23 protein-coding genes and 1 pseudogene are annotated in these 24,656 nt (G+C 72.5%); 13 read left to right on the top strand and 11 right to left on the bottom strand.

Translation table 11 applies throughout. The features are described from left to right. Window positions 1–3: 3 nt before the first annotated feature. Entirely contained in the window at window positions 4–372 is a 369-nt protein-coding gene (locus ACQP09_RS06360; RefSeq protein ID WP_433396633.1) for a tetratricopeptide repeat protein, read from the top strand. A 39-nt stretch (window positions 373–411) separates the two neighbouring features. On the opposite strand, the gene ACQP09_RS06355 is transcribed toward ACQP09_RS06360, so the two are convergent. Together ACQP09_RS06355 and ACQP09_RS06350 are read right to left on the bottom strand one after the other, a co-directional pair. Further along, window positions 412–720: a DUF6343 family protein gene (locus tag ACQP09_RS06355; protein ID WP_433396631.1), complete on the bottom strand. Its 309-nt coding sequence runs from the start codon at window positions 718–720 to the stop codon at window positions 412–414. Between the two features lie 103 nt (window positions 721–823). Further along, a complete protein-coding gene (locus ACQP09_RS06350; RefSeq protein ID WP_432150833.1) occupies window positions 824–1,177 on the bottom strand; it encodes a hypothetical protein in 354 nt (117 codons plus the stop codon). A gap of 81 nt (window positions 1,178–1,258) precedes the next feature. Between ACQP09_RS06350 and ACQP09_RS06345 the strand changes: the two genes are divergently transcribed. From ACQP09_RS06345 to ACQP09_RS06330, 4 genes are all read left to right on the top strand, one after another. Continuing rightward, window positions 1,259–1,390, top strand: coding sequence for a hypothetical protein (locus ACQP09_RS06345; protein WP_433396629.1), 132 nt, complete (start codon window positions 1,259–1,261; stop codon window positions 1,388–1,390). A 168-nt stretch (window positions 1,391–1,558) separates the two neighbouring features. After that, window positions 1,559–4,546 (top strand): SNF2-related protein, encoded by a 2,988-nt coding sequence (locus tag ACQP09_RS06340; RefSeq protein ID WP_433406506.1) that lies wholly within the window; start codon window positions 1,559–1,561, stop codon window positions 4,544–4,546. A gap of 22 nt (window positions 4,547–4,568) precedes the next feature. Then, entirely contained in the window at window positions 4,569–5,924 is a 1,356-nt protein-coding gene (locus ACQP09_RS06335) for an SWIM zinc finger family protein (protein ID WP_433396627.1), read from the top strand. Between the two features lie 59 nt (window positions 5,925–5,983). Further along, entirely contained in the window at window positions 5,984–6,715 is a 732-nt protein-coding gene (locus ACQP09_RS06330; RefSeq protein WP_404070019.1) for a hypothetical protein, read from the top strand. Window positions 6,716–7,117: 402 nt separating this feature from the next. On the opposite strand, the gene ACQP09_RS06325 is transcribed toward ACQP09_RS06330, so the two are convergent. Both ACQP09_RS06325 and ACQP09_RS06320 read right to left on the bottom strand, forming a co-directional pair. Then, window positions 7,118–7,765 (bottom strand): peptidase, encoded by a 648-nt coding sequence (locus ACQP09_RS06325; RefSeq protein WP_433396625.1) that lies wholly within the window; start codon window positions 7,763–7,765, stop codon window positions 7,118–7,120. Continuing rightward, the gene (locus ACQP09_RS06320) at window positions 7,762–8,973 is read right to left on the bottom strand and encodes a pyridoxal phosphate-dependent aminotransferase (RefSeq protein WP_433396623.1); all 1,212 of its coding nucleotides are present in this window, start codon (window positions 8,971–8,973) and stop codon (window positions 7,762–7,764) included. Before ACQP09_RS06320 ends, ACQP09_RS06325 begins: the two co-directional genes overlap by 4 nt. An 86-nt stretch (window positions 8,974–9,059) precedes the next feature. Here ACQP09_RS06320 and ACQP09_RS06315 point away from each other — a divergent pair, with 86 nt between their 5' ends. Further along, window positions 9,060–9,725, top strand: coding sequence for a winged helix-turn-helix transcriptional regulator (locus tag ACQP09_RS06315; RefSeq protein ID WP_433396622.1), 666 nt, complete (start codon window positions 9,060–9,062; stop codon window positions 9,723–9,725). 23 nt (window positions 9,726–9,748) lie between these two features. Next, complete coding sequence (locus ACQP09_RS06310; protein WP_433396620.1) at window positions 9,749–10,390, top strand: uridine kinase; 642 nt, start codon at window positions 9,749–9,751, stop codon at window positions 10,388–10,390. Here ACQP09_RS06310 and ACQP09_RS06305 read toward each other — a convergent pair. Then, window positions 10,387–11,304, bottom strand: coding sequence for a carbohydrate kinase family protein (locus ACQP09_RS06305; protein WP_433396618.1), 918 nt, complete (start codon window positions 11,302–11,304; stop codon window positions 10,387–10,389). The genes ACQP09_RS06310 and ACQP09_RS06305 overlap by 4 nt on opposite strands. Next, window positions 11,301–12,245 carry a pseudouridine-5'-phosphate glycosidase gene (locus ACQP09_RS06300; RefSeq protein ID WP_433396616.1) on the bottom strand — a complete coding sequence of 315 codons (945 nt, stop codon included), beginning with the start codon at window positions 12,243–12,245 and terminating at the stop codon, window positions 11,301–11,303. Before ACQP09_RS06300 ends, ACQP09_RS06305 begins: the two co-directional genes overlap by 4 nt. Before the next feature lie 105 nt (window positions 12,246–12,350). Between ACQP09_RS06300 and ACQP09_RS06295 the strand changes: the two genes are divergently transcribed. Further along, window positions 12,351–12,713, top strand: coding sequence for a cupin domain-containing protein (locus ACQP09_RS06295; RefSeq protein ID WP_433396614.1), 363 nt, complete (start codon window positions 12,351–12,353; stop codon window positions 12,711–12,713). Window positions 12,714–12,772: 59 nt separating this feature from the next. Here ACQP09_RS06295 and ACQP09_RS06290 read toward each other — a convergent pair whose 3' ends face one another. From ACQP09_RS06290 to ACQP09_RS06280, 3 genes are all read right to left on the bottom strand, one after another. Next, window positions 12,773–13,972, bottom strand: coding sequence for an MFS transporter (locus tag ACQP09_RS06290; RefSeq protein ID WP_433406505.1), 1,200 nt, complete (start codon window positions 13,970–13,972; stop codon window positions 12,773–12,775). A 191-nt stretch (window positions 13,973–14,163) separates the two neighbouring features. Then, window positions 14,164–14,718 carry a methylated-DNA--[protein]-cysteine S-methyltransferase gene (locus ACQP09_RS06285; protein ID WP_433396612.1) on the bottom strand — a complete coding sequence of 185 codons (555 nt, stop codon included), beginning with the start codon at window positions 14,716–14,718 and terminating at the stop codon, window positions 14,164–14,166. A gap of 147 nt (window positions 14,719–14,865) precedes the next feature. Next, window positions 14,866–15,756, bottom strand: coding sequence for a glycerophosphodiester phosphodiesterase family protein (locus tag ACQP09_RS06280; protein ID WP_433396611.1), 891 nt, complete (start codon window positions 15,754–15,756; stop codon window positions 14,866–14,868). Window positions 15,757–16,074: 318 nt separating this feature from the next. Between ACQP09_RS06280 and ACQP09_RS06275 the strand changes: the two are divergent. From ACQP09_RS06275 to ACQP09_RS06255, 5 genes and pseudogenes are all read left to right on the top strand, one after another. After that, window positions 16,075–16,719: pseudogene (locus ACQP09_RS06275) on the top strand (MHYT domain-containing protein); the annotation flags it as partial. 93 nt (window positions 16,720–16,812) lie between these two features. Further along, on the top strand, window positions 16,813–18,942 hold the full coding sequence (gene uvrB / locus ACQP09_RS06270) for an excinuclease ABC subunit UvrB (RefSeq protein WP_433396609.1): 2,130 nt from the start codon (window positions 16,813–16,815) through the stop codon (window positions 18,940–18,942). A gap of 185 nt (window positions 18,943–19,127) precedes the next feature. Then, window positions 19,128–19,706, top strand: a complete 579-nt coding sequence (locus ACQP09_RS06265; protein ID WP_015607863.1) for a TerD family protein — start codon at window positions 19,128–19,130, stop codon at window positions 19,704–19,706. A gap of 120 nt (window positions 19,707–19,826) precedes the next feature. Further along, window positions 19,827–21,770 carry a TerD family protein gene (locus ACQP09_RS06260; RefSeq protein WP_433396607.1) on the top strand — a complete coding sequence of 648 codons (1,944 nt, stop codon included), beginning with the start codon at window positions 19,827–19,829 and terminating at the stop codon, window positions 21,768–21,770. A 241-nt stretch (window positions 21,771–22,011) separates the two neighbouring features. Then, on the top strand, window positions 22,012–23,025 hold the full coding sequence (locus ACQP09_RS06255) for a TerC family protein (protein WP_433396605.1): 1,014 nt from the start codon (window positions 22,012–22,014) through the stop codon (window positions 23,023–23,025). A gap of 96 nt (window positions 23,026–23,121) precedes the next feature. Here the strand turns inward: ACQP09_RS06255 and ACQP09_RS06250 are convergent, their stop codons facing one another. Together ACQP09_RS06250 and ACQP09_RS06245 are read right to left on the bottom strand one after the other, a co-directional pair. Then, the gene (locus tag ACQP09_RS06250; RefSeq protein ID WP_433396604.1) at window positions 23,122–23,922 is read right to left on the bottom strand and encodes an alpha/beta fold hydrolase; all 801 of its coding nucleotides are present in this window, start codon (window positions 23,920–23,922) and stop codon (window positions 23,122–23,124) included. 55 nt (window positions 23,923–23,977) lie between these two features. Then, window positions 23,978–24,634: an MBL fold metallo-hydrolase gene (locus tag ACQP09_RS06245; protein WP_433396603.1), complete on the bottom strand. Its 657-nt coding sequence runs from the start codon at window positions 24,632–24,634 to the stop codon at window positions 23,978–23,980. Window positions 24,635–24,656: the final 22 nt, after the last annotated feature.

Below are 24,656 nucleotides of genomic sequence, written 5' to 3'. Positions count from 1 at the left end.
ACCGTGCCCGAGAGCAACCCGGAAACCCATGTCATCGACTTCCGCGCGGCCGAGCAACTGCTCGACGCCCGGGACCCCCGGGGCGCGGTCAAACTGCTCGACTCGGTGATCGCCGCCCACCCGGAGAACACCGCCGCCCGGCTGCTCCGGGCCCGCGCCTTCTTCGCCGCCGCCCAACTGCGCCCGGCCGAGCTGGAGTTCGAGCTGGTGCTGGAGCGCGAGCCGGACAACGCGTTCGCCCACTACGCACTGGCCCGCACCTTCGAGCGGGCGGGCCGCCCGGAGGCGGCGACGCGGCACTTCCGGCTCGCGGCGGCGCTGGACCCGAAGCCGGAGTACATGAAGGCGGCCAGGTTCGACGCGGACGAGTGAGCGCCGGAGGCCGGGCCCGACGCGGAGGTCCCGGGGCCGTCACGGCGGTTTCGTACGGTCCCCGGGGTCCGGCCTCCGCCACCGAGGACGCCCGGCGCGGTCGGGTTCGTACGGCGGCACGTCCCGGCCCGGCTGGAAGTGCGCTCCCTGGCGCATGCGGTACGTGACCACGCAGAGGTCCAGGAGCGTGAGGGCCAGGAGCACCGCGCAGGCCGCCGCCCAGCCCACCCGCCCGACCAGCAAGAACGCCACCAGGCCGAAGAGCGCCCAGAACGTCCCCCAGATACTCAGCCAGAGCCGCATCCGCAGCGGACTGCGGGCGGTCGCGGGCTCACTGCCGGTACGCATGGCCATCACCTCCCCTCCAGCATGGACCCGTGAGCCCTGCGGCGGGAACCGATGCCCCGGCGCGGACCGTTGATCCTTCTCCGGTCCCGGCCGGGTGGATCGCTCAGTGCACGAAGGTGTAGCTGCGCCACGGCGGGCCGCTCTCGGGAGCCACGTCGCTGAACCGGGTCGCCACGTACGCCGTGCCCTGCCCGGAGCAGTCGCGGGTCGGGTAGAGGACGATGTCGACCAGCGTGCCGTTCTCCAGCTCGCGGGCTCCGGCGGGCGCCAGCCGGTGGCAGCCGCGCACGGAGGGGCTGTTCACCTGCACCACCGCCTCGCGGTCGGTGTGGTAGGTCACCGGGCCGACCGCGGTGCGGCCGAGACCGGAGCAGCCCGAGACGGTGAGGGCGAGGAGCGAGGCGGCGGCGACGGCGCCGAGACGGCGTCGGCGGGGATCGGGCGCGGTCACGGACATGGGCGGGTCCTCGTCTGCTCGTCCGGTGCTCGTCCGGCTCGTTCGGTACGTCTCCGGCCCTCATCGGTACGCCGGGAAGACGTGCTGGCGCTGGCCACCCTGCCCGCTCCCCACCGCCCCGGCATCCGGTGCGCGGCCGACCGGGCGAGGGCCGGGACGGGGGAGCGCACCCCGACCCCGGACCGGGAGCCGCTCGTCCATCACTGGGTGTGACCGGTTCCGGATCGGCCGCAGGAGCGCCGCATACGGCTCTGAGCTGCGATGACGTGACCGCGAGAAGCGTTGTCAGACCTCCCGCCTAGACTCGCAGAGTCAGCATGAACCGTGCTGACCGACTGACTCGTCGGAGCAGCCGGGAGCAGGTGGGAGGGGGTGGCCGGAATGACGGCGGAGGACCCGCGCGACCCGCGCGGCGGCGGGCCGCGCACCGCGGACGTCGGCCGCCTGCTGCGCTGTGCGGCGGTCTTCCTGCCGGGCCCGGTTCCGCGCGAGGGCCGGATCGCCTTCTGGGACCCGCACGCGGAGGCGCCTGGCGGGTCCTCCTTCGCCTACGCGGACGGGGCCCACGCCGACGACCGGGCCCCGGCCGACGCCGTGCCGTACAGCCCGGACCAGCTCACCGTCCTCCGGCGGGACGGGGCCGCGCCACCCCCCGGTATCCGGAGCGCCGAGGTGCCCGCCGCGCTGCTCTCCGTGGCCGACGCGCTCCCCGTGCTCGTCCGCGCCCGCCACCAGACGTCCGCGCATCCCGCCACCCGCTGCTGGGGCGCGGCCGCACTGCACGCTCTCCACCTGGTCGCGCGCGGCAGGCTCCTGCCCGGACTCACGGCGGACGGCCACGACGCCTGGCGTGCGGGCCCACGGGACGCCGAGGACGTCGCCCACCTGCGGGCCACCGCGGCGGCGATGCCGTACGAGGGGTACGCGACGCCGCTCCCGGAGCAGGACCCGCCCCGGCTCCCCGACCCGGAGGCGCTGATCGGGTCCTTCCTGGACGCGGTCGCCGACACGCTCCCGCGCACCCCGGCCGCCGCTTTCGCGATGGGCGCGCCCTTCGCCGCCCGGGAGCCGCAGCACCTGCCCCACTCCGCCGCCTGGGCCGTCGAGGTGGCCTCCGGCCTGGACGCGGGGGTGCGGGTCTCGCTCCGGCTCGACCTCTCCGCCTACGAGCTGTTCGACACCGCCGACACCTACGCCGTCACGGCCTCCGGAGAGGGGGGCGACGAGAGCGCCCCGGCGCACCCGGACGACCCGGCGCTCCGCCACGCCGCCGCGGCCGTCGTCCAGGTGCACAGCCTCGCCGACCCGACGTACGTGGTCGACGCGGCCGCCCTCTGGAACGGGCTGGCGGGCGAGCCGTTCGGGCCGCGCGCCCGGGTCGACGCGGTGCTCGCGCTGCGCCGGGCCGCCCGGGTCTGGGGACCGCTGGAGCGGCTGCTGGACCAGCACGTGCCCGATGTGCTCGCGATCACCGAGGACGAGCTGTACGAGCTGCTGAGCGACGCGGGAGCCCGGCTGGCGGCGGCCGGGGTCCATGTCCACTGGCCCCGCGAGCTGGCCCGTTCGCTCACCGCGGCCGCCGTCGTGCGGCCCGCGCCCGGATCGGCCACCGACGGCACCTCGTTCTTCGACGCCGAGCAGCTCTTCGCCTTCAACTGGCAGTTGTCCCTGGGCGACGAGCGGCTCACCGAGGCCGAGATGGACACCCTCGCCGAGGCCCACCGCCCGGTGGTGCGGCTGCGCGACCAGTGGGTGGTCGTCGATCCGAACCTCGTCCGCAAGGCGCGCAAGCGGGAGCTGGGACTGCTGGACCCGGTGGACGCGCTGGCCGTCGCCCTCACCGGCAGCGCCGAGGTGGACGGGGAACAGGTCGAGGCCGTCCCGGTCGGGGCCCTCGCCGCGCTCCGTGCGCGGATCCTCGCCGACGACGTGGTGATCGCACCGCCGCCAGGCCTCGGCGCCACCCTGCGCGACTACCAACTGCGCGGTCTGGCCTGGCTGGACCGGATGACCTCGCTCGGGCTCGGCGGCTGCCTCGCCGACGACATGGGCCTCGGCAAGACGATCACCCTCATCGCCCTCCACCTCCACCGCGCGCGGAAGGCCCCCACCCTGGTCATCTGCCCGGCCTCCCTCCTCGGCAACTGGCACCGGGAGATCCACCGCTTCGCCCCCGGCATCCCGGTCCGCCGCTTCCACGGCACCGACCGCACCCTCGGCGAGATGGACGGCGGCTTCGTCCTCACCACGTACGGCACCATGCGCTCCAGCGCACCTCAACTCGCCGCGCACACCTGGGGTCTGGTCGTCGCCGACGAGGCCCAGCACGTCAAGAACCCGCACTCCTCCACCGCCAAGGCCCTGCGCACCATCCCGGCCCCGGCCAGGGTCGCCCTGACCGGCACCCCGGTGGAGAACAACCTCTCCGAGCTGTGGGCCCTGCTCGACTGGACGACCCCCGGACTGCTCGGCCCGCTCAAGGCGTTCCGAGCCCGGCACGCCCGGATCGTGGAGAACACCGGCACGGCCGCCGGCCTCGGCAACGAGGAGGCCGTCGAGCGGCTCTCCCGGCTGGTCCGCCCCTTCCTCCTCCGCCGCAAGAAGTCCGACCCCGGCATCGCCCCCGAGCTGCCGCCCAAGACCGAGACCGACCACCCCGTCTCCCTCACCCGCGAGCAGGCCACGCTCTACGAGGCGGCGGTGCGCGAGACGATGGCGCAGATCGAGGCGGCCGAAGGCATCGCCCGCCGCGGCCTGGTCATGAAGCTGCTGGCCTCGCTCAAGCAGGTGTGCAACCACCCGGCGCAGTATCTGAAGGAGGAGCCCACCCGGCTCACCGGCCGCTCCGGCAAGCTCGCCCTGCTGGACGAGCTGCTGGACACGATCCTCTCCGAGGACAGCTCGGTCCTGATCTTCACGCAGTACGTGACCATGGCCAAGCTCCTCTCCGCGCACCTCGCCTCCCGCGCCATCCCCTCCCAACTCCTGCACGGCGGTACGCCGGTGGCCGAGCGGGAGCGGATGGTGGACCGCTTCCAGTCCGGCGAGGTCCCCGTCTTCCTGCTCTCCCTCAAGGCCGCCGGCACCGGGCTCAACCTCACCCGCGCCGCGCACGTCATCCACTACGACCGCTGGTGGAACCCGGCCGTGGAGGAGCAGGCCACCGACCGCGCGTACCGCATCGGCCAGACCCAGCCCGTGCAGGTCCACCGGCTCATCGCCGAGGGCACGGTGGAGGACCGGATCGCCGAGCTGCTGGAGTCCAAGCGCGCCCTCGCCAACGCGGTCCTCTCCACGGGCGAGACCGCCCTCACCGAGCTGAGCGACCGCGACCTGGCCGACCTCGTCTCCCTGCGGAGGCCCGCATGAGCCCGTCATCGCGGAGGCCCGCATGAGCCCGCGCCCGACCACCGGCCCGGCCGCCCGGAGATCGGCCCCCCGCGCCCGCCCCGGCCCCGACGACCTGCGCCGCACTTTCGAAGCGGTGCCCGCCCGCACCTCCCCGGAGGGCGAGCCCTTCGCGGACAGCTGGTGGGGCCGCGCCTGGGTGGCCGCGCTGGAGTCGCTGTCGATGGACGGGGCCCGGCTCGCCCGCGGCCGTGCGTACGCCGACGAGGGCAAGGTCGCCGCGATCACCGTCACCCCCGGTCGCGTCGTCGCCTATGTGCACGGCAGCCGCGCCCGTCCCTACCGCGCCGAGCTGCGCCTGCGCACCTTCACCGACACCGGCTGGGACACCTTGCTCGACGCGGTCGCCGCCCACCCCGGCCACCTCTCCGCGCTGCTGGCCAAGGAGATGCCGCACTCCCTCGCCGACACCGCGCGGGAGGCCGACGTCCGGCTGCTGCCCGGTGGCAACGACCTGGACCCGAGCTGTACGTGCCCCGACCACGGCCGGCCCTGCAAGCATGTCGCCGCCCTCTGTTACCAGAGCGCACGGCTGCTCGACAGCGATCCGTTCGTCCTGCTGCTGATGCGGGGCCGGGGCGAGCGCGAGCTGCTGGACGAGCTGGGCCGCCGCAACGCCGTCCACACCGCCCGCGAGCGCCCCGCCGCCCCGGCCGTCCCCTCGGTCCCGGCGGCGGAAGCGCTCGCGGACCGCTACCTGCCGCCGCTCCCGGCGCCCCTTCCCGTACCGCCGAATCCGGGTCAGCCGCCGTCCTACCCGGACCTGCCGGGCGCACGCGATCCGCTGGGCCTGGACCACCTCGCCACCGATGCCGCCGCCCGCGCCCACGCGCTCCTGACGACCGGCGGTGATCCGCTGGCCGGGCTCACCGCCTGGCAGGACGCGGTCCGGATCGCCGCCTCCCGTCCGACCGCCGGGCTCACCGCCACCACCCGCGCGCTCTACCGGGAGCTGGCCCACGCCACCGGCCGCAACACCACCGACCTGGCCCGCGCGGTGGCCGCCTGGCGGCAGGGCGGGGCCGAGGGCCTCGCGGTCCTGGAGGAGCCCTGGGACCCGCCGGCCGGCCCCTTTGACCGGGCCAGGCCGCTGCTGGCCGCCGCCGAGTTCCCGCGCTTCACGCCCTGGCGCAACCACCTCACCCACCCGGCCGGCACGCTCCAGCTCCGCTTCGGCCACGACGCCCGCTGGTACGGCTACGAGTCCGACCCCGGCACCGAGGACTGGTGGCCCCGCGCCACACCCGACCCCGACCCGGTCGCCGCCCTCGAAGGACTGCTGGCCGGCGACACGGACACCACGGCCCCGGACGACATCGACCCGTCGTACGTCAGATGACACCTACGGACGACAAAACCTTTGGCCACAGCCCAGTTGACGCTGTTACCGTCCTCGACGTGGCGAAACTCAATCAGATCATCGCAGTGGAGAAGGGCGTCAAGTCCAAGGCGCACCAGGACCTGACGGCGGCCCACCACGGCCTGCAGAAGGCCGGACTGCTGGCCGGGATCTCCCGGACCTACCAGCCCAAGGACGAGGAGGGCGAGCAGCTTCCGCCCGAGTCGACGCTGGTCCAGGTCAAGGCCGAGGACGTGCTGCGGGACACCGCGAGCACCCTCACCCGGCTCTTCGATGTGACCGCCACGAAGGACTGGGCGAACTGCTCGGCCCGGGCCGACGTGAAGGTCGACGGCCGGGTGCTGGTGGCCGAAGTGCCGGTGTCGTACCTGCTCTTCCTGGAGAAGCAGCTCACCGACCTCAACACCTTCATCCGCAAGCTGCCGGTGCTGGACGCCGCCGAGGCCTGGGTGCAGGACCCGTCCACCGACTCCTGGAAGACCGAGCCGGTCCGCACGCTCCGGACGAAGAAGGTGCCCCGCAACCATGTGAAGGCGGAGGCCACCGAGAAGCACCCGGCGCAGGTCGAGGTGTACTACGAGGACATCCCGATCGGTTACTGGACGACGGTCAAGTTCTCCGGCGCACTGCCCGCGCGGCGCGTCAACGAGCTGCTGGACCGGGTCGAGAAGCTCCAGCAGGCCGTGAAGTTCGCCCGCGAGGAGGCCAACGGCGTCGAGGTCACCGACCAGCGGGTGGGTGATGCGGTATTCGGTTACCTCTTCGGGTGACCGGCCTCGGTCATCCCCTCGGGTGACCGACCATGGATTCCCCGGCCGCCGATGACGGTGACCGGGGTGCGCGAGGAGCGCAAGCTGAAACTGAAGCTTGTCGTGAAGGCGCGGTTCCAGTGGAGGTTCGACTCCTCCCTCCGGCACGGGCCGGAGTAGCCCAAGCAGGCAGAGGCAGACCGCCGTCAATCTCAGACTCTTGCTCCAGACTCAGCATTCGCCGCCGATCGCCGGATCGAACGGGCCCGGGCCCGCGCGCGTCGAGATGCCGGTTCAAGTCCGGCCCGCAGAGCTCCGATCTGCGGTGGTCCAAAGGCAGGACGCGACGACATCATGACTGACCCGGACCCTTAAACGCGCCGGCGTGCAAGATGGGCGGCACTCTCAGGGCCCGGAGGCCGGCTACGCCTCCGGGCCCGCTCCCGTTCCCGGTACCTCTGCTGCTCCGAGCGACACGCCCCGCCCCGCGAAGAAGCGCTCGAACTCCGCCGCCGGCAGTACGGCCGCCCGCGTCCCGGCGTCCGTCCCCGACGGGTTGTGGAAGTGGAGGCCGGTTCCGTCGGCCGTCCGCGCGGTCACCAGCACCAGATGCCCGCCGCGTCCCGGAGCCGGCCGCTCCGGATGCCGGATCCCGTAGTGGACGGAGGTCAGCACCGTCCGGCCCGCGTCCAGCAGCTCAGGGATCTCGTCCACCTCCAGGTGCCGGTGGACCGTGGCCTCGCGCCCGTACACCTCGCTGACGTACTCCGCGAAGGGCGCGTAGACCAGGCCCCGGATCACACCCTCCGCGTCCTCCGTGTACGCCCCGTACTTCAGCGCTCCCTCGCGCAGTTCGAAGAGCGAGGGCGCGTCGGCGCCGAGCGCCATGCGCAGGCAGGTCATACCGCACAGATGACCTGCCCACCGCGCGTACTCCTCGCGCGAACCCGCGCCCGACTCAGCCCAGCCCGGGTCCTCGGCCGGATCCAGCCCGCCCTCCACGATCGGCCCGACCAACTCGGCCGTGGCGAACTGCGTGTGGACGGGGAGGGAGCAGAGAGCACACGTCACTGGCGGTATCCGTTCAGGAAGCGGCCGATGCGGCTGATCGCCGCGTCGAGATCATCAGCGTACGGAAGGGTCAGGATGCGGAAGTGGTCCGGGCGCGGCCAGCTGAAGCCCGTGCCCTGCACCACCTGGATCTTCTCGCGCAGCAGCAGGTCCAGGACGAACTTCTCGTCGTCGACGATGGGGTGCACCTTGGGGTCGATGCGCGGGAACGCGTACAGCGCGCCCTTCGGCTTCACGCACGAGACGCCGGGGATCTCGTTCAGCCGCTCCCAGGCCCGGTCGCGCTGCTCGTGCAGCCTGCCGCCCGGCGCCACCAGCTCCCGGATGGACTGCCGTCCGCCGAGCGCGGCCTGGATGGCGTACTGCGCGGGCGCGTTGGGGCACAGGCGCATGGAGGCCAGCATGGTGAGGCCCTCCAGATAGTTGCGCGCGTGCTGCTGCGGACCGGAGACCACCATCCAGCCGGAGCGGAACCCGGCCACCCGGTACGTCTTCGAGAGCCCGCTGAAGGTGAGGCAGACCAGGTCCGGGGCGAGGACGGCCGCGCTGTGGTGCTCGGCGCCGTCGTACAGGATCTGGTCGTAGATCTCGTCGGCGAACACCATCAGCCCGTGCCGACGCGCGAGATCGAGGATGCCCTCCAGGATCTCGCGCGGATACACCGCGCCGGTGGGGTTGTTCGGGTTGATGATCACGACGGCCTTGGTGCGGTCGGTGATCTTCGAGGCCATGTCGGCGAGGTCCGGGTTCCAGTCGGACTCCTCGTCGCAGATGTAGTGCACGGCCTTGCCGCCCGCGAGGGTGGTGACGGCGGTCCAGAGCGGGAAGTCGGGAGCCGGGATCAGTACTTCGTCGCCGTCCTCCAGCAGCGCCTGTACGGCCATCGAGATCAGCTCGGAGACCCCGTTGCCGAGGAAGATGTCGTCCACGCCGACCTCGGTCAGCCCCATGGCCTGGTAGCGCTGCGCCACCGCCCGCCGCGCGGAGAGGATGCCGCGCGAATCGGTGTAGCCGTGGGCCTGGGGCAGCATCCGGATCATGTCCTGGACGATCTCCTCCGGCGCCTCGAAGCCGAAGAGTGCCGGGTTGCCCGTGTTGAGCCGGAGCACGCTGTGGCCCGCCTCCTCCAGGGCGTTGGCGTGCTCGATGACCGGGCCCCGGATCTCGTAACAGACCTCGTTGAGCTTGCTGGACTGCCGGAACTCCATGCGGTGCCTCCCCGAGCCGAACTGCGATACTTGGTTTTACCAAGTGTGAGCTTGGAAAGTCCAACAACATGTCTAGACTGCGTCGCATGCCACGTCAGCAGCCCGCCGCCGCACGCCCCGTCAGACGCCGGAGCTACGACCAGTTCTGCGCCTCCGCCCGCGCCCTCGACTCCGTCGGCGACCGGTGGACGCTGCTGATCGTCCGCGAACTGCTCGCCGGACCCCGCCGCTACACCGACCTCCACGCCGACCTGCCGGGCGTCTCCACCGACGTCCTGGCCTCCCGCCTCAAGGACATGGAACAGGGCGGCCTCGCCGTACGCCGCAGACTCCCGCCCCCCGCCGCCGCCTCGGTCTACGAGCTGACCGAACGCGGCCACGGCCTGCTCCCGGTCCTCGCCGCCCTCGCCGAGTGGGGAGCCCCGGCCCTCACCGAACGCCGCCCCACCGACGCCGTACGCGCCCACTGGTTCGCCCTGCCGCTGCTGCGCGCACTGGTCGGGCTGACCCAGGAAGGCGTGCTCGAAGTGCGGCTGGACGAGGGCGAGTTCCACGTCCGTACGGGAGTGGGTGCGGCGGTCGAGCCGTACGGGTTCGGTCCGGCTCCGCGGCCCGACGCCCGCATCACCCTGGACGCGGAGCTGTGCCTGGAGCTGGGACGCGGCGAGGTCACGTTCGCGGAGGCGGTCAAGGACGGGCGGATCGAGGTGACGGGGGATGGACCGCTCGCCGCCGAGCTGCGGGGCGGGTGAGCGGCACCAGGGATGATGGAGGGGTGCGACTCGAAGCGATCACCTGGGAGCGGCTGGCCGGCGAGCTGGCCCGGCACGGCGACGGCCTCTCCGCCGCCGACGGATCACCCTGGCTCGCCCTCGGCATCGACGGCGCCCCGGCCGCCGGCACCGGTGACCTGGCGGAACGCCTCGCCGATGAGCTGCGGCTGCGCGGCCGTTCGGTGCTCGTGGTCTCCACCGAGGGCTTCCTGCGCCCGGCGAGCCTGCGGTTCGAGTACGGGAAGGAGGACCCGGACGCGTACGCCGACAGCTGGTTCGACACGGGCGCGCTCTGGCGCGAGGTGTTCGGGCCGCTGGAGGCGGGCGGTACCGGGCGGGTGCTGCCCGATCTGTGGGACCCGGTGACGGACCGGGCCACGCGCACGCCGTACCACCAACTGCCGGAGGGCGGCGTGGTGATCGTGCACGGGCCGCTGCTGCTCGGCCACTGGTTCCCGTTCGCGCTGAGTGTCCATGTGCGGCTCTCACCGGGCGCGTTGCGGCGGCGTACGGCGGAGGCGGCGCGGTGGACGCTGCCGGCTTTCGCGCGGTACGAGGAGGAGGTGGCGCCGGTCGACGCGGCGGACGTGGTCGTGCGCGCGGACGACCCGGGCCATCCGGCGTGGTCGGGGCTGGGTCTCTAGGGCAGGGGCGGGCGGCCGCCCACCGTGGTCACCGCCTCGGCCCCGGCCCGGCAGCCCTCCGCCGCCGCTGCCTCGTCGTCGGCCCCGGCCAGCAGAGCCGCGAGGAACCCGCCGGTGAACGCGTCGCCCGCGCCCGTCGAGTCGACCGGCTCCCGGACCGGCCGGGCCAGGACCCGCCCCGTCACCACACCCCCGGCGGCCACCACCGCACCCCGCCCGCCCAAAGTGACGGCGACCCGGGGGAACGTACGGCTCAACTCGGCCGCCGCTTCCTCCGGTTCGGGCAGTCCGGTCAGCAGCCGGGCCTCGTCCGCGTTCGGCAGCAGCAGCTCGGCCCCCTCCGCGAGCTCCAGGAACCGCTTCGGTCCCAGCTCGGCGAGGAATCCCGCCGACGCCGGATCCACGCTCACCGGAACGCCTCGTTCCACGGCCGTACGCAGAGCGAGCAGCGCCGTGGCCCGGCTCGCCGCGGCGAACAGGAGATAGCCGGAGAGGTGCAGCCGCCCCACGTCGTCCAGCATCGACGGCGCGAAGTCCTCGGTGGCCAGGCGCAGTACGGCCCCGCTGTCGGTGAGGAACGTCCGCTCGGCGGCGGCGTCCACCAGCGCGATGACGGTCGCGGTCGCCACCTCGTCGTCCACCGCCAGCAGCGCCCGCACCCCGGCCCGCTCCAGCGCCTCCCGGTGCCAGCCGGCGGACTCCGTGCCGGCCCGCGCCACCAGCGCCACATCCCGGCAGCCCGAACGCACTGCCCAGCAGGCCACGTTGGCGCCCGCGCCACCCGGCACGCTCAGAATGTGGGCGGAGGTGTCCGTGCCGTGGACGAGAGGCGAGCCGTGCCTCGCCACGACATCGGTGACCACCTCACCGACCACCAGGAGCCCGCGCCCCGCCGCCGGGTCGGCGTCGGTCACCGTACGGCCGCCGCCGCCGCTGCGGCTGCTGCGATGCGTGCCGCGAGCCGCACGTTCCCGCGTACCGCCGCCAGGTTCGCCTCCAGCGACGCGCCCTCGGTCCGCCGCATCAGCTCCGCCAGCAGGAACGGCGTGACGCCCTGCCCGGAGATCCCGCGCTCCCGGCACGCGGCGAGCGCCTCGGCGAGCACCCGGTCGTGCAGCGCCGGATCCAACTGGTCCGCTTCCGGTACGGGATTGGCGACGATCAGCGCGGCTTCCGGGCCGCCCAGCGCCTCCTTCGCCCGGACCACCTCCACCACCTCCTCGGGGCTGTGCACGGTCCAGTCGACGGGCCGGCCGGAGCTGCTCAGATAGAAGCCGGGGAAGTGGCCGGTGCCGTAGCCGAGGATGCCCACGCCCAGGGTCTCCAGCCGCTGGAGCGTCGCGGGGACGTCGAGGATCGACTTCACGCCCGCGCAGACCACCGTGATTCCGGTGCGGGCGAGCAGCCGCAGGTCGGCGGACTCGTCCTGGCTGTCGGCCCACTCACGGTGTACGCCTCCGAGTCCGCCGGTGGCGAAGAAGCGCAGGCCCGCCCGTGCAGCGAGGAACCCCGTCGCGGAGACCGTCGTCGCTCCGCTCGCCCCGAGTGCGAGGGCGGGCGCGAGATCGCGGTGGCCCAGCTTCCGGACCTCCGGGTCGGCGGCCACCCGCTCCAACTGGTCCTTCTCCAGACCCACATGGGCCTGCCCGTCCAGGACGGCGATGGTGGCCGGGACAGCGCCGGCGGACCGGAGGATCCCTTCCAGCTCGACGGCCACCTTGAGGTTGCGCGGGCGTGGCAGCCCGTGCGCGATGATCGTCGACTCCAGGGCCACGATGGGCAGTCCGCCGGCCAGCGCCGCCCGTACCTCGGCGGAGAGGACCGGCTCGTACGAGGTATCGCTGTTCTGTGGCATGTCCCCATCCCTGTCGCGGGCGGGAGGGCCGCAAACCATGGAGAGGCGGGTTCCGGCCGGTCCTGGTGACGGGTCGGCCGGAAGTGGTCGCTAAGGTGACCGGCCATGACGACAAACGACCAGGCCCCCGCCTCCTTCGCCGTACACATCCCGGACGCCGAGCTCGAACCGGAGCCGCTGGATCCGGCCCAGATCGTCTCGGGCGAGCCCGTGGTGACGGGCAAGGTGCTGTGGGAGTCGGCCGACGGCACGCAGATCCGGGGGATCTGGCAGATCACGCCGGGCGTGGTCACCGACACCGAGGCGAACGAGCTGTTCGTCGTCGTCAGCGGGCGGGCGACCGTGGCGGTGGAAGGCGGCGCGACGCTGGAGATCGGCCCGGGGGACGCCTGTGTCCTGCGGGAAGGTGACCGGACGACGTGGACGGTCCACGAGACACTCCGCAAGGCGTACCACATCAGCCTCTGAGGCTCGGGTGGTCCAGGCTCCCGTGGCGGGCGGCTTCAGGCTTCCGTGGCGGGACGGCTTCAGGCTCCGGCGGCGGGCGGTTTCACGCTCCGGCGCAGCGCGAGCGCGGCCACCGGCAGCAGCAGGGCGGCGCCGACCGCGTTCAGCGGGCCGTACCCCCACTGGGCGACGATCACTCCGGCCGTCGCTCCGCCGATGCCCGCCGCCGCGTTCATGGTCAGGTCCGACAGGCCCTGGACGGCGGCCCGGTCGTCCTGCGGTACGGAGTCGGTGAGCAGTGCCGAACCGGCGATCATGCCCGCAGACCAGCCGAGGCCGAGCACGAACAGGCCCAGCGCGGTCTGGCCGTGCCGGGGCCCGGCGGTGCCCGCGAGCAGTGCGGCGCAGCTGAGCAGACCGACCGCGAGGCCGATCACCGAGAGCCGGCCGAACCGGTCGGCCAGCCATCCCATCACCGGCGAGAACGCGTACATGCCCGCGATGTGGCCGCTGATGACCAGCCCGATCAGCTGGAGACCGGCGCCGTGCCCGCCCAGGTGGACCGGGGTCATGACCATGATCGACACCATCGCGGTGTGCGACACGGTGACGGTCCCGAGCGCCAGCTTGGCCATCGGCGACTCGCGGACGGCCGCCACCCCGGCGCGCAGGGACCGCTTCCGCACTCCTTGCGGGCTCTGCGGGGCCAGGGCGCGGGCCGTGAGGAGCGGGTCCGGGCGCAGCAGTACGGCCACGGTCACTCCGGCGAGGAGGAAGGCGACGGCCGACCAGAGGTAGGGGCCCGCGGTCTCGGGCACCGGACCGCCGCGGAACACCCGGCCCGCCGGGGCCGCGATGTTGGGGCCCACCACCGAGCCGATGGTGGTGGCCCAGACGACGGTGGAGATCGCCCGGCCCCGCCGCTCCGGCCCGACCAGGTCGGCCGCCGCGAACCGGGCCTGGAGGTTGGCGGAGGACCCGGCGCCGAACGCGGCCATCCCGAGCAGCAGCAACGGGAAGCTGCGCACCACCGTGCCGAGGACCACCAGAGCGCCGCCGAGCGCGCCGATCAGATAGGCGAGCACCAGACCGGGGCGCCGGCCGCGCGAGGTCATCAGGGCGGCCAGTGGCAGCGACAGCAGCGCCGTACCGGCGACGGACGCGGTCGGGGCCAGCCCGGAAAGGGCCTCGGAGCCGGTCACCTCGGTGGCCAGCATCGGGGCCAGCGCGATGCCGATGGCCACACCGAGGCCGCCGAGTATCTGGCTGACGACGAGCACGGCCGACGTCCGGCGCTGGAGTGCGGGCAGTTCGGCGGCGGTGAGCGGGGGTGCGGCGGAACGGGGGAGCGATGGTGTCACCGGCGCAGTGTGCCATCAGATGAACGGCGTGTTGCACCCGTACGAGTGAACCGGCGGCCGATGCGCCGGAACAGCGGGCCCTGAAGCAGCAGGCCCTGGAGCAGCGGGCTCTAGAACAGCGGCTGCGGGAGCACCCCCTCCAGCGCCAGCAGCTGCCGCTTCGTCTCCAGCCCGCCCCCGAACCCGCCGAGGCCGCCGTCGCTCTCCACCACCCGGTGGCACGGCACCACCACCGGCAACGGGTTCGACCCCATCGCGGCCCCCACCGCCTGTGCGCCCTCCGGCCGGCCGACCCGCGCGGCCAGCTCCCCGTACCCGACGACCGTCCCGTACGGCACTCCGGACTCCAGCTCGCGGAGCACCTCGCGGTGGAAACCGGCCGTCAGCGACCAGTCCAGCGCCAGGCCGAAGTCCTGCCGCTCGCCCGCGAAGTAGGCCGCGAGCCTGCGTATCGGCTCGGCGAGCCGCTCCGAGCCGGGCGCCTCCACCGGCTCGGAGCCGAGCCGGGTCCGCAGCTGGGAGAGCGCCGCGTCCCGCACGTCGGGACGGGCGTGGAAGGCCACGCTCACCAGGCCGGCGGAGGTCGCGGCGAGCAGCAGCGGCCCGATCGCGCTCTCCACGACGGACCACTCGACGGCCGGCTCTCCGGACCCGTAGCTGTTCATGCCGTCCACGGTACGACCGGCCACTGACAACGCCGGGCCCGTCGGTCTCCGCCGCCGGGCCCGTCGGTCTCCGCCGCCGGGCCCGTCGGTCTCCGCCGCCGGGCCCGTCGGTCTCCGCCGCCGGGCCCGGCGCCCGCCTCCGCCGCGTCAGCGCGTCGCGTCCCGCACCACGTCGGGATAGTTGGTGATGATGCCGTCCACGCCGTAGGCGTGGACCTTGGCCGCGTTCGCCGCGTCGTTGACCGTCCACGTGTTGACCCGCAGTCGCTTGCCGTGCGGGCCCTTGAACCGCTGGACGGCCGCCACGTAGTCGGCGTCGATCGTCGTGTGCGAGGGGTTGATCTGGTCGGTGAACGCCGCGTACCCGGGAAGGTCGGCCACCGGCGGGGTGCCCAGGAAGCCGGTGGTGATGTCGGGGCGCAGGGCGTGCACCTTCTTGACGCTGTCGGCACCGAAGCTCTGGATGACCAGCCGGTCCCGTACGTGCGAGCGGTCCAGCCACCCCTCCTGGCGCAGCACGCGCAGGATGTCCCGCTCGATCCCCGGGTAGGAGGCCGGGCTCTTGATCTCCAGGAGCAGCTTCTGCCGGTTGCGCTCCAGACGGTTCACGAACTGGGTGAGCGTCGGCACCCCGGCTCCGGCGAACTGCTTCCCGAACCAGCTGCCCGCGTCGAGCTTCGCGATCTCCGCGGCGGTGAAGTCCTTGACCGCCCAGGGCGCACGGTCGGGGAAGACCTCTTCGGCGTTCGTCGTGCGCTTCAGGTCGGTGTCGTGCAGGACGACCAGCACACCGTCCCTGGTGCGGTGGACGTCGTTCTCCACCCACTCGATCCCAAGCGCCTTCGCGGCGTCCGCCGCGGCGAGCGTGTTCTCCGGCGCGTAGCCCGACGCGCCCCGGTGGGCCACGACGACCGGGCTCGTCCGACGGTCGGAGGTCAGGGTGGTCGCCGTCTCCTGCGGCTGGGCGGCGGGCAGCAGCAGGGCGCCGGCGCCGAGTACGGCCGCGGCGGTGGAGGCGGTTGCGGTGCGTACGGACACGTGGACTCCTCGTATCGGAGTGTGCGGACACGACGAGACTGACAGCGGCCCACCAACGCCGGGCGGGGCGGCGATGGCCGCGGAGTGAACGGAATCACGGGATCCGTGCCGCCGCGGTGACCAGGAGAGAGCCACCGCGGTGACCAGGGGAGAGAGCCACGGGAGCGACCAGGGAAAAGGAGCCACCGGAGTGGCACGGGGAACACACCGGACGGCCGGGAGCACCGTCCCGTGCCGATAAAATGTGTTCCCTACATATGCCTGTCGGGCCCTGGGAGACCCCCATCGAACCCGGGCTTTCTCGAAGGGCGTGCCGGAGTGCAGGGAACGGTTGACGGATTCACCCATGGCCCGGTGATCCCGGTCCTGGCCTTCCTCGTGGCTTGCCTGGGAGCCGCTCTGGGGCTCCGCTTCACCATCAGGTCTCCCCGCACGGCGCGCTCCTTCAAGGCCGGCCGGCTGGCGCTCGGTGCGCTGTCCATCGGCTCCGGGATCTGGACCATGCACTACGTGGCGATGACGGGCTTCACCGTCGTGGAGGCACCGCTCTCCCACGACAAGCCCCACATCCTCGCCGGTCTGGCCGTGGCCGTCGTGATGGCCGGCGTCGGCCTCTTCATTGTCGGGTACCGGGGCGCGACCCGCATGGCGCTGATCACCGGCGGCACCCTCACCGGCCTCGGCATCGCCTCCACGCACTACCTGGGCATGGCGGGCATCCGCTTCCGGGGGCACTTCACGTACGAGACGCCGCTCGTCGTCCTCTCGGTCCTGATCGCCGCGACCGCCGCCACGGCCGCGCTCCGCGCCGCCCTCTCCACCCGCGTCCTCCTCTCCGGCCTGGGCGCGGGTGCCATGATGGCCGTCGCGGTGACCGGGATGCACTACACCGGGATGGCCGCGCTCGGGGTACAGCTGCACCCGACCGCGCCCGGCCTCACCTCCGACCACCTCACAGCGGACTGAGCGCCTCCGCCGCACCCGCGCGAGGCCACCGGACGGTCCTCGTCGCGCCGATCCGAGGCCGTTGTCAGTGGGGGGCCGTACGGTGGTTGCATGCGGCCCGTTTCCAAGATCGAACGTTCGGTGGCGCCCTTCGAGGTCGTCAGTCCCTACCAGCCCAGCGGCGACCAGCCGGCGGCCATCGCCGAGCTGGACCGGCGTATCCGCGCAGGTGAGAAGGATGTCGTCCTGCTCGGCGCGACCGGCACCGGCAAGTCGGCGACCACCGCCTGGATGATCGAGAAGCTGCAGCGCCCCACCCTGGTGATGGCGCCGAACAAGACGCTCGCCGCCCAGCTGGCCAACGAGTTCCGCGAGCTCCTGCCGAACAACGCGGTGGAGTATTTCGTCTCGTACTACGACTACTACCAGCCCGAGGCGTACGTCCCGCAGTCGGACACCTACATCGAGAAGGACTCCTCGATCAACGAGGAGGTCGAGCGGCTGCGCCACTCCGCGACCAACTCGCTGCTCACCCGGCGCGACGTCGTCGTGGTCGCCTCCGTCTCCTGCATCTACGGCCTGGGTACGCCCCAGGAGTACGTGGACCGCATGGTCCAGCTCAAGGTCGGCGAGGAGATCGACCGCGACCAGCTGCTGCGCCGGTTCGTGGAGATGCAGTACACGCGCAACGACCTCGCCTTCACCCGCGGCACCTTCCGGGTGCGCGGCGACACCATCGAGATCTTCCCGGTCTACGAGGAGCTCGCCGTCCGCATCGAGATGTTCGGCGACGAGATCGAGGCCCTCTCCACGCTCCACCCGCTGACCGGCGAGGTCATCAGCGAGGACCGGTCCCTGCACGTCTTCCCCGCCAGCCATTACGTGGCCGGGCCGGAGCGGCTCCAGAAGGCCGTCCGGGGCATCGAGGAGGAGCTCGAAGCCCGCCTGGCCGAGCTGGAGAAGCAGGGCAAGATGCTGGAGGCCCAGCGGCTGCGGATGCGCACCACGTACGACATCGAGATGCTCCACCAGATCGGCAGCTGCTCCGGCATCGAGAACTACTCGATGCACTTCGACGAGCGGGCCCCCGGCACCGCCCCCAACACCCTCCTCGACTACTTCCCCGAGGACTTCCTGCTCGTCCTCGACGAGTCGCACGTCACCGTGCCGCAGATCGGCGCGATGTACGAGGGCGACGCCTCCCGCAAGCGGACGCTCGTCGACCACGGCTTCCGGCTGCCGTCCGCCATGGACAACCGCCCGCTGAAATGGGAGGAGTTCCTGAAGCGGATCGACCAGACCGTCTACCTCTCCGCCACCCCGGGCAAGTACGAGCTCTCGCGCGGCGACGGCTTCGTCGAGCAGATCATCCGCCCCACCGGCCTGGTCGACCCCGAGATCGTCGTCAAGCCGACCGAGGGCCAGATCGACGACCTGGTGCACGAGATCCGCAAGCGCACCGAGCGCGACGAGCGGGTCCTGGTCACCACGCTCACCAAGAAGATGTCGGAGGACCTCACCGACTACTTCCTGGAGCTCGGCATCCAGGTCAGGTATCTCCACAGCGACGTCGACACCCTGCGCCGCATCGAGCTGCTCCGCGAGCTGCGCTCCGGTGAGTACGACGTCCTGGTCGGCATCAACCTGCTGCGTGAGGGCCTCGACCTCCCCGAGGTCTCCCTCGTGGCCATCCTCGACGCCGACAAACAGGGCTTCCTGCGCTCGGGCACCTCGCTCATCCAGACCATCGGCCGCGCCGCCCGAAACGTCTCCGGCCAGGTCCATATGTACGCCGACAAGGTCACCCCGGCGATGGCGCAGGCCATCGACGAGACGAACCGCCGCCGCGAGAAGCAGATCGCGTACAACACCGAGCGCGGCCTCGACCCGCAGCCGCTGCGCAAGAAGATCAACGACATCGTCGCCACCATCGCCCGCGAGGAGATCGACACCGAGCAGCTCCTCGGCACCGGCTACCGGCAGGGCAAGGAGGCCAAGACGCCGGTGCCGACGCTCGGCGCCAAGGCGGCCAAGGGCGGCGCGAAGGCCAAGGGCACCTCGGCCGGTGCGGTGGTCAGCGACCGCCCCGCGGCCGAACTGGCCGGAATCATCGAGGAGATGACCGACCGCATGCGGGCCGCCGCCGCCGACCTGCAGTTCGAGGTCGCCGCCCGGCTGCGTGACGAGGTGGGCGAGTTGAAGAAGGAGCTGCGCCAGATGAAGGAGGCGGGCCTCGCCTGAGGCCCGGGGCGTTTCCGGCGGCCTGTCCGGCGGCGCGGCGACCGCCGCCCGCCGGTGGACCGCCCGGTGTGTTGCAAGACCGACACAAAAACGGACCGAACCTGCTGCCGCGCCGGGGGGAATGCGTAGGGTGCGGGGAAACCGCACACCGACGGTTGCGGGGCAATGCCGAGAGGGGACAGCGCGTGACGGTCAACATGACCAAGGGTCAGGCCATCAGCCTGCAGAAGAGTGACGGGGGGACCCTGACGGCGGTACGGATGGGGCTCGGCTGGCAGGCGGCTCCGCGCCGCGGTCTGTTCGGCTCGCGCACCCGCGAGATCGACCTGGACGCCTCGGCGGTGCTCTTCGCCGACAAGCAGCCGGTCGATGTCGTGTTCTTCCGTCACCTCGTCAGCGACGACGGCTCGGTCAAGCACACCGGCGACAACCTGGTCGGCGGCGCCGGCTCCGGCGGCGACGACGAGGCGATCCTCGTCGACCTCCAGCGCGTCCCGGTCCACATCGACCAGATCGTCTTCACGGTGAACTCCTTCACCGGCCAGACGTTCCAGGAGGTGCGACACGCCTTCTGCCGCATCGTGGACGAGACCAACGGCCAGGAGCTCGCCCGGTACACGCTGGACGGCGGCGGCCAGTACACCGCCCAGATCATGGCCAAGGTGCACCGCGCGGGCAGCGGCTGGCAGATGACGGCCCTCGGAAACCCGGCCAACGGCCGCACCTTCCAGGACCTGATGCCGTCCATCCTGCCCCACCTGTAGGACGGCCGGACCGGATTCAGGCCGGCACCGGCACCTGCGGCTCCCGGAGGCACCCGCCTCCGGGAGCCGCACCGCGCGTGGTGCGCGGGCACAGCACACATCGTCGAGGGGGACAGCGCAATGACGGCCGAACTGGTCCGCGGGCAGAACCACACCTTGCCCCAGACCCGTCTGGAGATCCGGGTGTCCGCGGGCTCACCCGTCGTGGCCGGCGCCACCCTCGGCGACGAGAGGGGCGTGGTGCGCGGCGCCGAGTGGATCGCCCACCCTGGCTCGCCCCAGCTCCCCGGCCTCGAAGTCTCCCAGCAGGCCGCGGCCGGCCACCGCCTCGCCGTCGACCTGGAGGCGCTGCCCGAGGCGGTGCACCGGGTCACCGTGCTGCTCGCCCTCCCGGTCGGCGTCGGCGGCCCGGCCCGGTTCGGCGCCACCGCCGCGCCCTTCGTCGCCGTCACCGGGCTCGACGGCACCGAGATCGCCACCTTCACTCTCACCGGTCTCGACAGCGAGTCGGCGGTCACCGCCCTGGAGCTCTACCGCCGCCAGGACGCCTGGAAGGTCCGGGCTGTCGGCCAGGGGTACGCGGCCGGGCTGGCCGAGATGCTCGCCGACCAGGGCCTGTCCGGAGCGGCCGAGCTGGCCGCGTCCATCCAGGAGGCGGTGGCCCGCTCCCTGGCCCGCTCGGTGGCCCCGCCACCGCCCCGCACACCCGAAGGCGACCGCGTACGACAGGCGTCCGGGCCGCCGGACCCCGGCCCCGCGCCCGCCACGCCCCCGGCAGCCACCCCCGCGCAACCGCCGACCGTCACCAGCACCGACACGGCCGCCGCCCCCGCCCCCGGCGGCCCCATCAACTACGCGCACCCGCGACGGCAGCACGCCGCCCCGCCGACGCCACCGCCCACCGCGCCCCCCGCCCAGCCCGGGCAGGCCGCGCAGCCGGTGGCCGGGGACGCCACCGGCTGGTCGATGGACGAGCGGCTCTACAACCAGATCTGGGGCATGTTCGAGGACCTGGCACGGGCCGCCGCGGCCTACCGCAGCGCCGTGGACTTCGCCGAGTCCCGGATGGACCAGGAGCTCGACCGGTCGCTCTCCGACCCGCGCAACCGGATCGGCGGCGCGGGCGACCGCGCCCGCGAGGAGGCCCGCGCCAAACGCGACGAGCTGACCGCCCGGGCCCGCGAGGTCCTCGACCGCGACCTCGCCCAGCTGGCCGCCGAGGCCGCCGTCGTCGAACCCGCGCTCCCCGCCGCGTACGCCGGCTGGGACAACCCCGTCTGGCACGCCCACCGCATCCCGATGGAGCTGCCGATGGCCCTGCGCCTGGGCGACCTCCATCTGCCCGAGCGCACCGACCTGCGCATCCCGCTGCTGGTCCGGCTGCCGCTGGAGCGGGGGATGTGGGTGGACAGCGGGCGTACGGCCTCCGAGGCCGCAGCGCTCATGGACGGCGACCGGCTCCGCCGCCTCGCGATGGAGACCGCCGTCCTGCACGCGGCCCGGCTGCTCGCGGTGTACCCGCCCGGCGAGTTCTCGGTGCACGTCATCGACCCGGCCGGTTCGGCGGCGGGACCGCTGGCGCCGCTGGTCGACGCGGGCGTCCTCGCCGGACCACCGGCCGCCGGACCTCAGGGCGTGGCCGCGGTCCTCGCCCACCTCACCCGCCGCGTGGACCTGGTGCAGATGGCGGTGCGGGCCGGCGCGGCCGACTCGCTCCCGCCCGACCTGGACACCGGCGAGCAGCTCCTGGTGGTCAACGACTTCCCGCACGGCTTCGACGACCGGGCCGTGACCCAGCTCCGCTACCTCGGGGACGAGGGCCCGGCCGTCGGCGTACATCTGCTGATGGTCGCGGATCGCGAAGATGCGAGTGCGTACGGTCCGTTGCTCGACCCGCTCTGGCGGTCGCTGCTGCGGATCACCCCGGTCGCCGACAGCCACCTCGCCGACCCCTGGGTCGGTCACGCCTGGACATATGAGCCGCCGGTGACGCCACCGGGCAGCCGCGTCCTGGAGCAGGTCCTCGCGGCGGTCACGGCCGCCCGCAGAGCCGCCGGCCGATGACCACAGAATCGTATCTGACCTGCTGATTTTACCTCATCTTTACCTTCTCCTTTACCTATCCTTGGTGGTACATGTACTGTACGGACCACGGAGGGGAGTACTCCTTACGCGACGTCCCGTCAGTACGGACCGTGACCGGTCCCGGGGCGTCGGCCCGGCACGCATCCCGTGTGCCAGGGTGGAAGAGACCTCCGGCAGCGACGACGCTGATCAGTAGCCGTAGCGAACTGCCGGAGGCGCAGTGGACGTTTCATGGACCCTTTGGGCTGTGACCATCATTGGTCTGTCAGCCTTGATCGCCGTCGACTTCTTCATCGGGCGCAAGCCCCATGACGTGTCGACCAAGGAAGCCGGGATCTGGACGATCGTCTGGATCGCGCTGGCCGTCATCTTCGGACTCGGCCTGCTGGTGTTCGGCAGCAGCCAGGCGTCCGGCGAGTTCTTCGCCGGATTCATCACCGAGAAGTCGCTCAGCGTCGACAACCTCTTCGTCTTCGTCCTGATCATGGCGAAGTTCTCGGTGCCCTCGCACCTCCAGCAGCGCGTGCTGCTCATCGGTGTGCTCATCGCCCTGGTGCTCCGCGCGATCTTCATCGCCGCCGGTGCCGCCGTGATCGCGAACTTCTCGTGGGTGTTCTACATCTTCGGCGCGTTCCTGATCTACACCGCCTGGAAGCTCATCCAGGAGGCCCGGGCCGGCGAGGAGGAAGAGGAGTTCGAGGAGAACCGTCTCCTCAAGTCGATCGAGAAGCGCTTCGGCGTCTCCGACCAGTACCACGGCACGAAGCTCTTCATCCAGAAGCACGGCAAGCGCGTCATGACCCCGTTGATGGTGGTCATGCTCGCCATCGGTACCACCGACGTCCTGTTCGCGCTGGACTCGATCCCGGCGATCTTCGGCCTGACCCAGGATCCGTACATCGTCTTCACGGCCAACGCGTTCGCGCTGATGGGTCTGCGCCAGCTGTACTTCCTCATCGGCGGTCTGCTGAAGAAGCTGGTCCACCTCAGCTACGGCCTGTCGGTGATCCTCGGCTTCATCGGCGTCAAGCTGGTGCTGCACGCCCTGCACGAGTCCGGGGTGCACGTGCCCGAGATCTCCATCCCGTTCTCCCTCACCGTCATCTGCGGCGTCCTGGTGGTCACCACGATCACCAGCCTGATCGCCAACAAGAAGCGTGAGGAGGCGGAGGCGGCGGCGAAGGCGAAGTCCGTCGACGCGTCCGACGAGCAGCCGGAGAGCGTCAGCAGCTGACCCCGGGCCGCCGAGGGCGGCACAGGGACCCACCGGCAGCGGCCGGGGCGGAAGGGCGCGAGCCCGACCACCCCGGCCGCTGTGCGTGTACCCCCGTCAAAGCTCCCCGAGGAGCGGAAGGTCTCCGAGGAACGCACGGACAGCGGTGGCGAACCCGTCGGGGGCGGTCTCGTGGACCGTATGGCCGGTGGGCAGACGGACCAGGCGGGTGTGCGGGCGCCGGTCCGCCATGGCCTGCGCGTGCCCGGCGGAGAGGGTGGAGCTGCGGACGCCGTGCACGAGGAGGGCCGGGCAGTCGGTGGCCAGCCAGTCGCCCCAGTGATCGCCCTGGAGCAGCCGCTGCGAGGCGACCATGTCCTCCGGCCGGAAGGCCAGCCCCCACCCGTCGTCGTACGAGCGGATGGCGTCGCCCAGATAGCGGGCGGACGCGCCCAGCCCCGCGACCAGGGCCTCTCGGTCCGGCGCCCGGCGAGGCCAGGAGAGGCAGAAGGACAGGTCGTCCTCCACGACGGCGCCGGTGTCCTCGATCACCAGGGCGCCAACCCGCTCCGGATGGTGTGCGGCGAGCTGGTAGGCGTTGACGCCGCCCAGTGAATGGCCGAGGACGACGGCCGGGCCGAGGCCGAGATGGTCGAGGACGGCGAGGGCGTCCCCGAGATAGCCCCGGCGGCCGTAGTCGCCCGGACGGTCCGACTCCCCGTGCCCCCGCTGGTCGGGCGCGATGACCCGCCAGCCGGGAGCCAGCGCCCCGGCAAGCCGGGCGAAGGTCCGGCCTTCCGAGAAGTGGCCGTGCAGGGCCAGCAGGGGCCGGCCAGGCCCGCCGAAGTCGAGGAGGGACAGTCGGCGCCCGTCGAGGTCCAGATCGACGCGGGTCGCCTCGGGCACGGTGAAGGTCATGCCGGGACCCTGCTGAGCGGGTCTGACACAGCCCGCAGCACAAGGCGTCCGTCGACTACCAGCCCCGCGCCCGCCACTCCGGCAGGTGCGGACGCTCGTCGCCGAGGGTCGTGTCGTTGCCGTGGCCCGGGTAGACCCAGGTCTCGTCGGGAAGCCGGTCGAACAGCTTCGTCTCGACGTCGTGGAGCAGGCTCGCGAACGCCTCGGGGTCCTTGTGCGTGTTGCCGACGCCGCCGGGGAAGAGGCAGTCCCCGGTGAACAGGTGCGGGGCCCCGTGCGGGTCGTCGTAGACCAGCGCGATCGAGCCGGGCGTGTGGCCGACCAGGTGGCGGGCGGTCAGCTCCACCCGGCCCACCGTGATCGTGTCCCCGTCCTCCACGAGCACGTCCGTGGCGACCGGGATGCCCTCGGCGTCGTACCGGCCCGCGTACGTCCGGGCGCCGGTGGCCGCCGCCACCTCGGCCAGCGCCTGCCAGTGGTCGCCGTGGCGGTGGGTGGTGACGACGGACGCGATGGAGTCGTCGCCGATCAGCGCCAGCAGGGTGGCGGGCTCGGCCGCCGCGTCGATCAGGAGCTGCTCGCCGGTGGCCCGGCAGCGCAGCAGATAGGCGTTGTTGTTCATCGCGCCGACGGCGACCTTGGAGATCATCAGATCCGTCAGTTCGTGCACGCTCGCCGGTCCGCCGACCTTCACCGCTCCGCTGTACGTCATACGGATCACCCTAATCCGTATG

The organism is Streptomyces sp. CA-146814 (genome assembly GCF_050942385.1).
Lineage (GTDB): Bacteria > Actinomycetota > Actinomycetes > Streptomycetales > Streptomycetaceae > Streptomyces.
The sequence above is the reverse complement of the archived record's forward strand: the minus strand, read 5'-3'. Positions and strand labels throughout refer to the sequence as shown.

Excerpts from the sequence above, each read along its gene's own strand:
- ACQP09_RS06355 (WP_433396631.1), bottom strand. The coding sequence starts at position 720 with ATGCGTACCGGCAGTGAGCCCGCGACCGCCCGCAGTCCGCTGCGGATG.
- ACQP09_RS06350 (WP_432150833.1), bottom strand. The coding sequence starts at position 1,177 with ATGTCCGTGACCGCGCCCGATCCCCGCCGACGCCGTCTCGGCGCCGTC.
- ACQP09_RS06340 (WP_433406506.1), top strand. The coding sequence starts at position 1,559 with ATGACGGCGGAGGACCCGCGCGACCCGCGCGGCGGCGGGCCGCGCACC.
- ACQP09_RS06335 (WP_433396627.1), top strand. The coding sequence starts at position 4,569 with ATGAGCCCGCGCCCGACCACCGGCCCGGCCGCCCGGAGATCGGCCCCC.
- ACQP09_RS06320 (WP_433396623.1), bottom strand. The coding sequence starts at position 8,973 with ATGGAGTTCCGGCAGTCCAGCAAGCTCAACGAGGTCTGTTACGAGATC.
- ACQP09_RS06315 (WP_433396622.1), top strand. The coding sequence starts at position 9,060 with ATGCCACGTCAGCAGCCCGCCGCCGCACGCCCCGTCAGACGCCGGAGC.
- ACQP09_RS06300 (WP_433396616.1), bottom strand. The coding sequence starts at position 12,245 with ATGCCACAGAACAGCGATACCTCGTACGAGCCGGTCCTCTCCGCCGAG.
- ACQP09_RS06295 (WP_433396614.1), top strand. The coding sequence starts at position 12,351 with ATGACGACAAACGACCAGGCCCCCGCCTCCTTCGCCGTACACATCCCG.
- ACQP09_RS06285 (WP_433396612.1), bottom strand. The coding sequence starts at position 14,718 with ATGAACAGCTACGGGTCCGGAGAGCCGGCCGTCGAGTGGTCCGTCGTG.
- uvrB (WP_433396609.1), top strand. The coding sequence starts at position 16,813 with ATGCGGCCCGTTTCCAAGATCGAACGTTCGGTGGCGCCCTTCGAGGTC.
- ACQP09_RS06260 (WP_433396607.1), top strand. The coding sequence starts at position 19,827 with ATGACGGCCGAACTGGTCCGCGGGCAGAACCACACCTTGCCCCAGACC.
- ACQP09_RS06250 (WP_433396604.1), bottom strand. The coding sequence starts at position 23,922 with ATGACCTTCACCGTGCCCGAGGCGACCCGCGTCGATCTGGACCTCGAC.
- ACQP09_RS06245 (WP_433396603.1), bottom strand. The coding sequence starts at position 24,634 with ATGACGTACAGCGGAGCGGTGAAGGTCGGCGGACCGGCGAGCGTGCAC.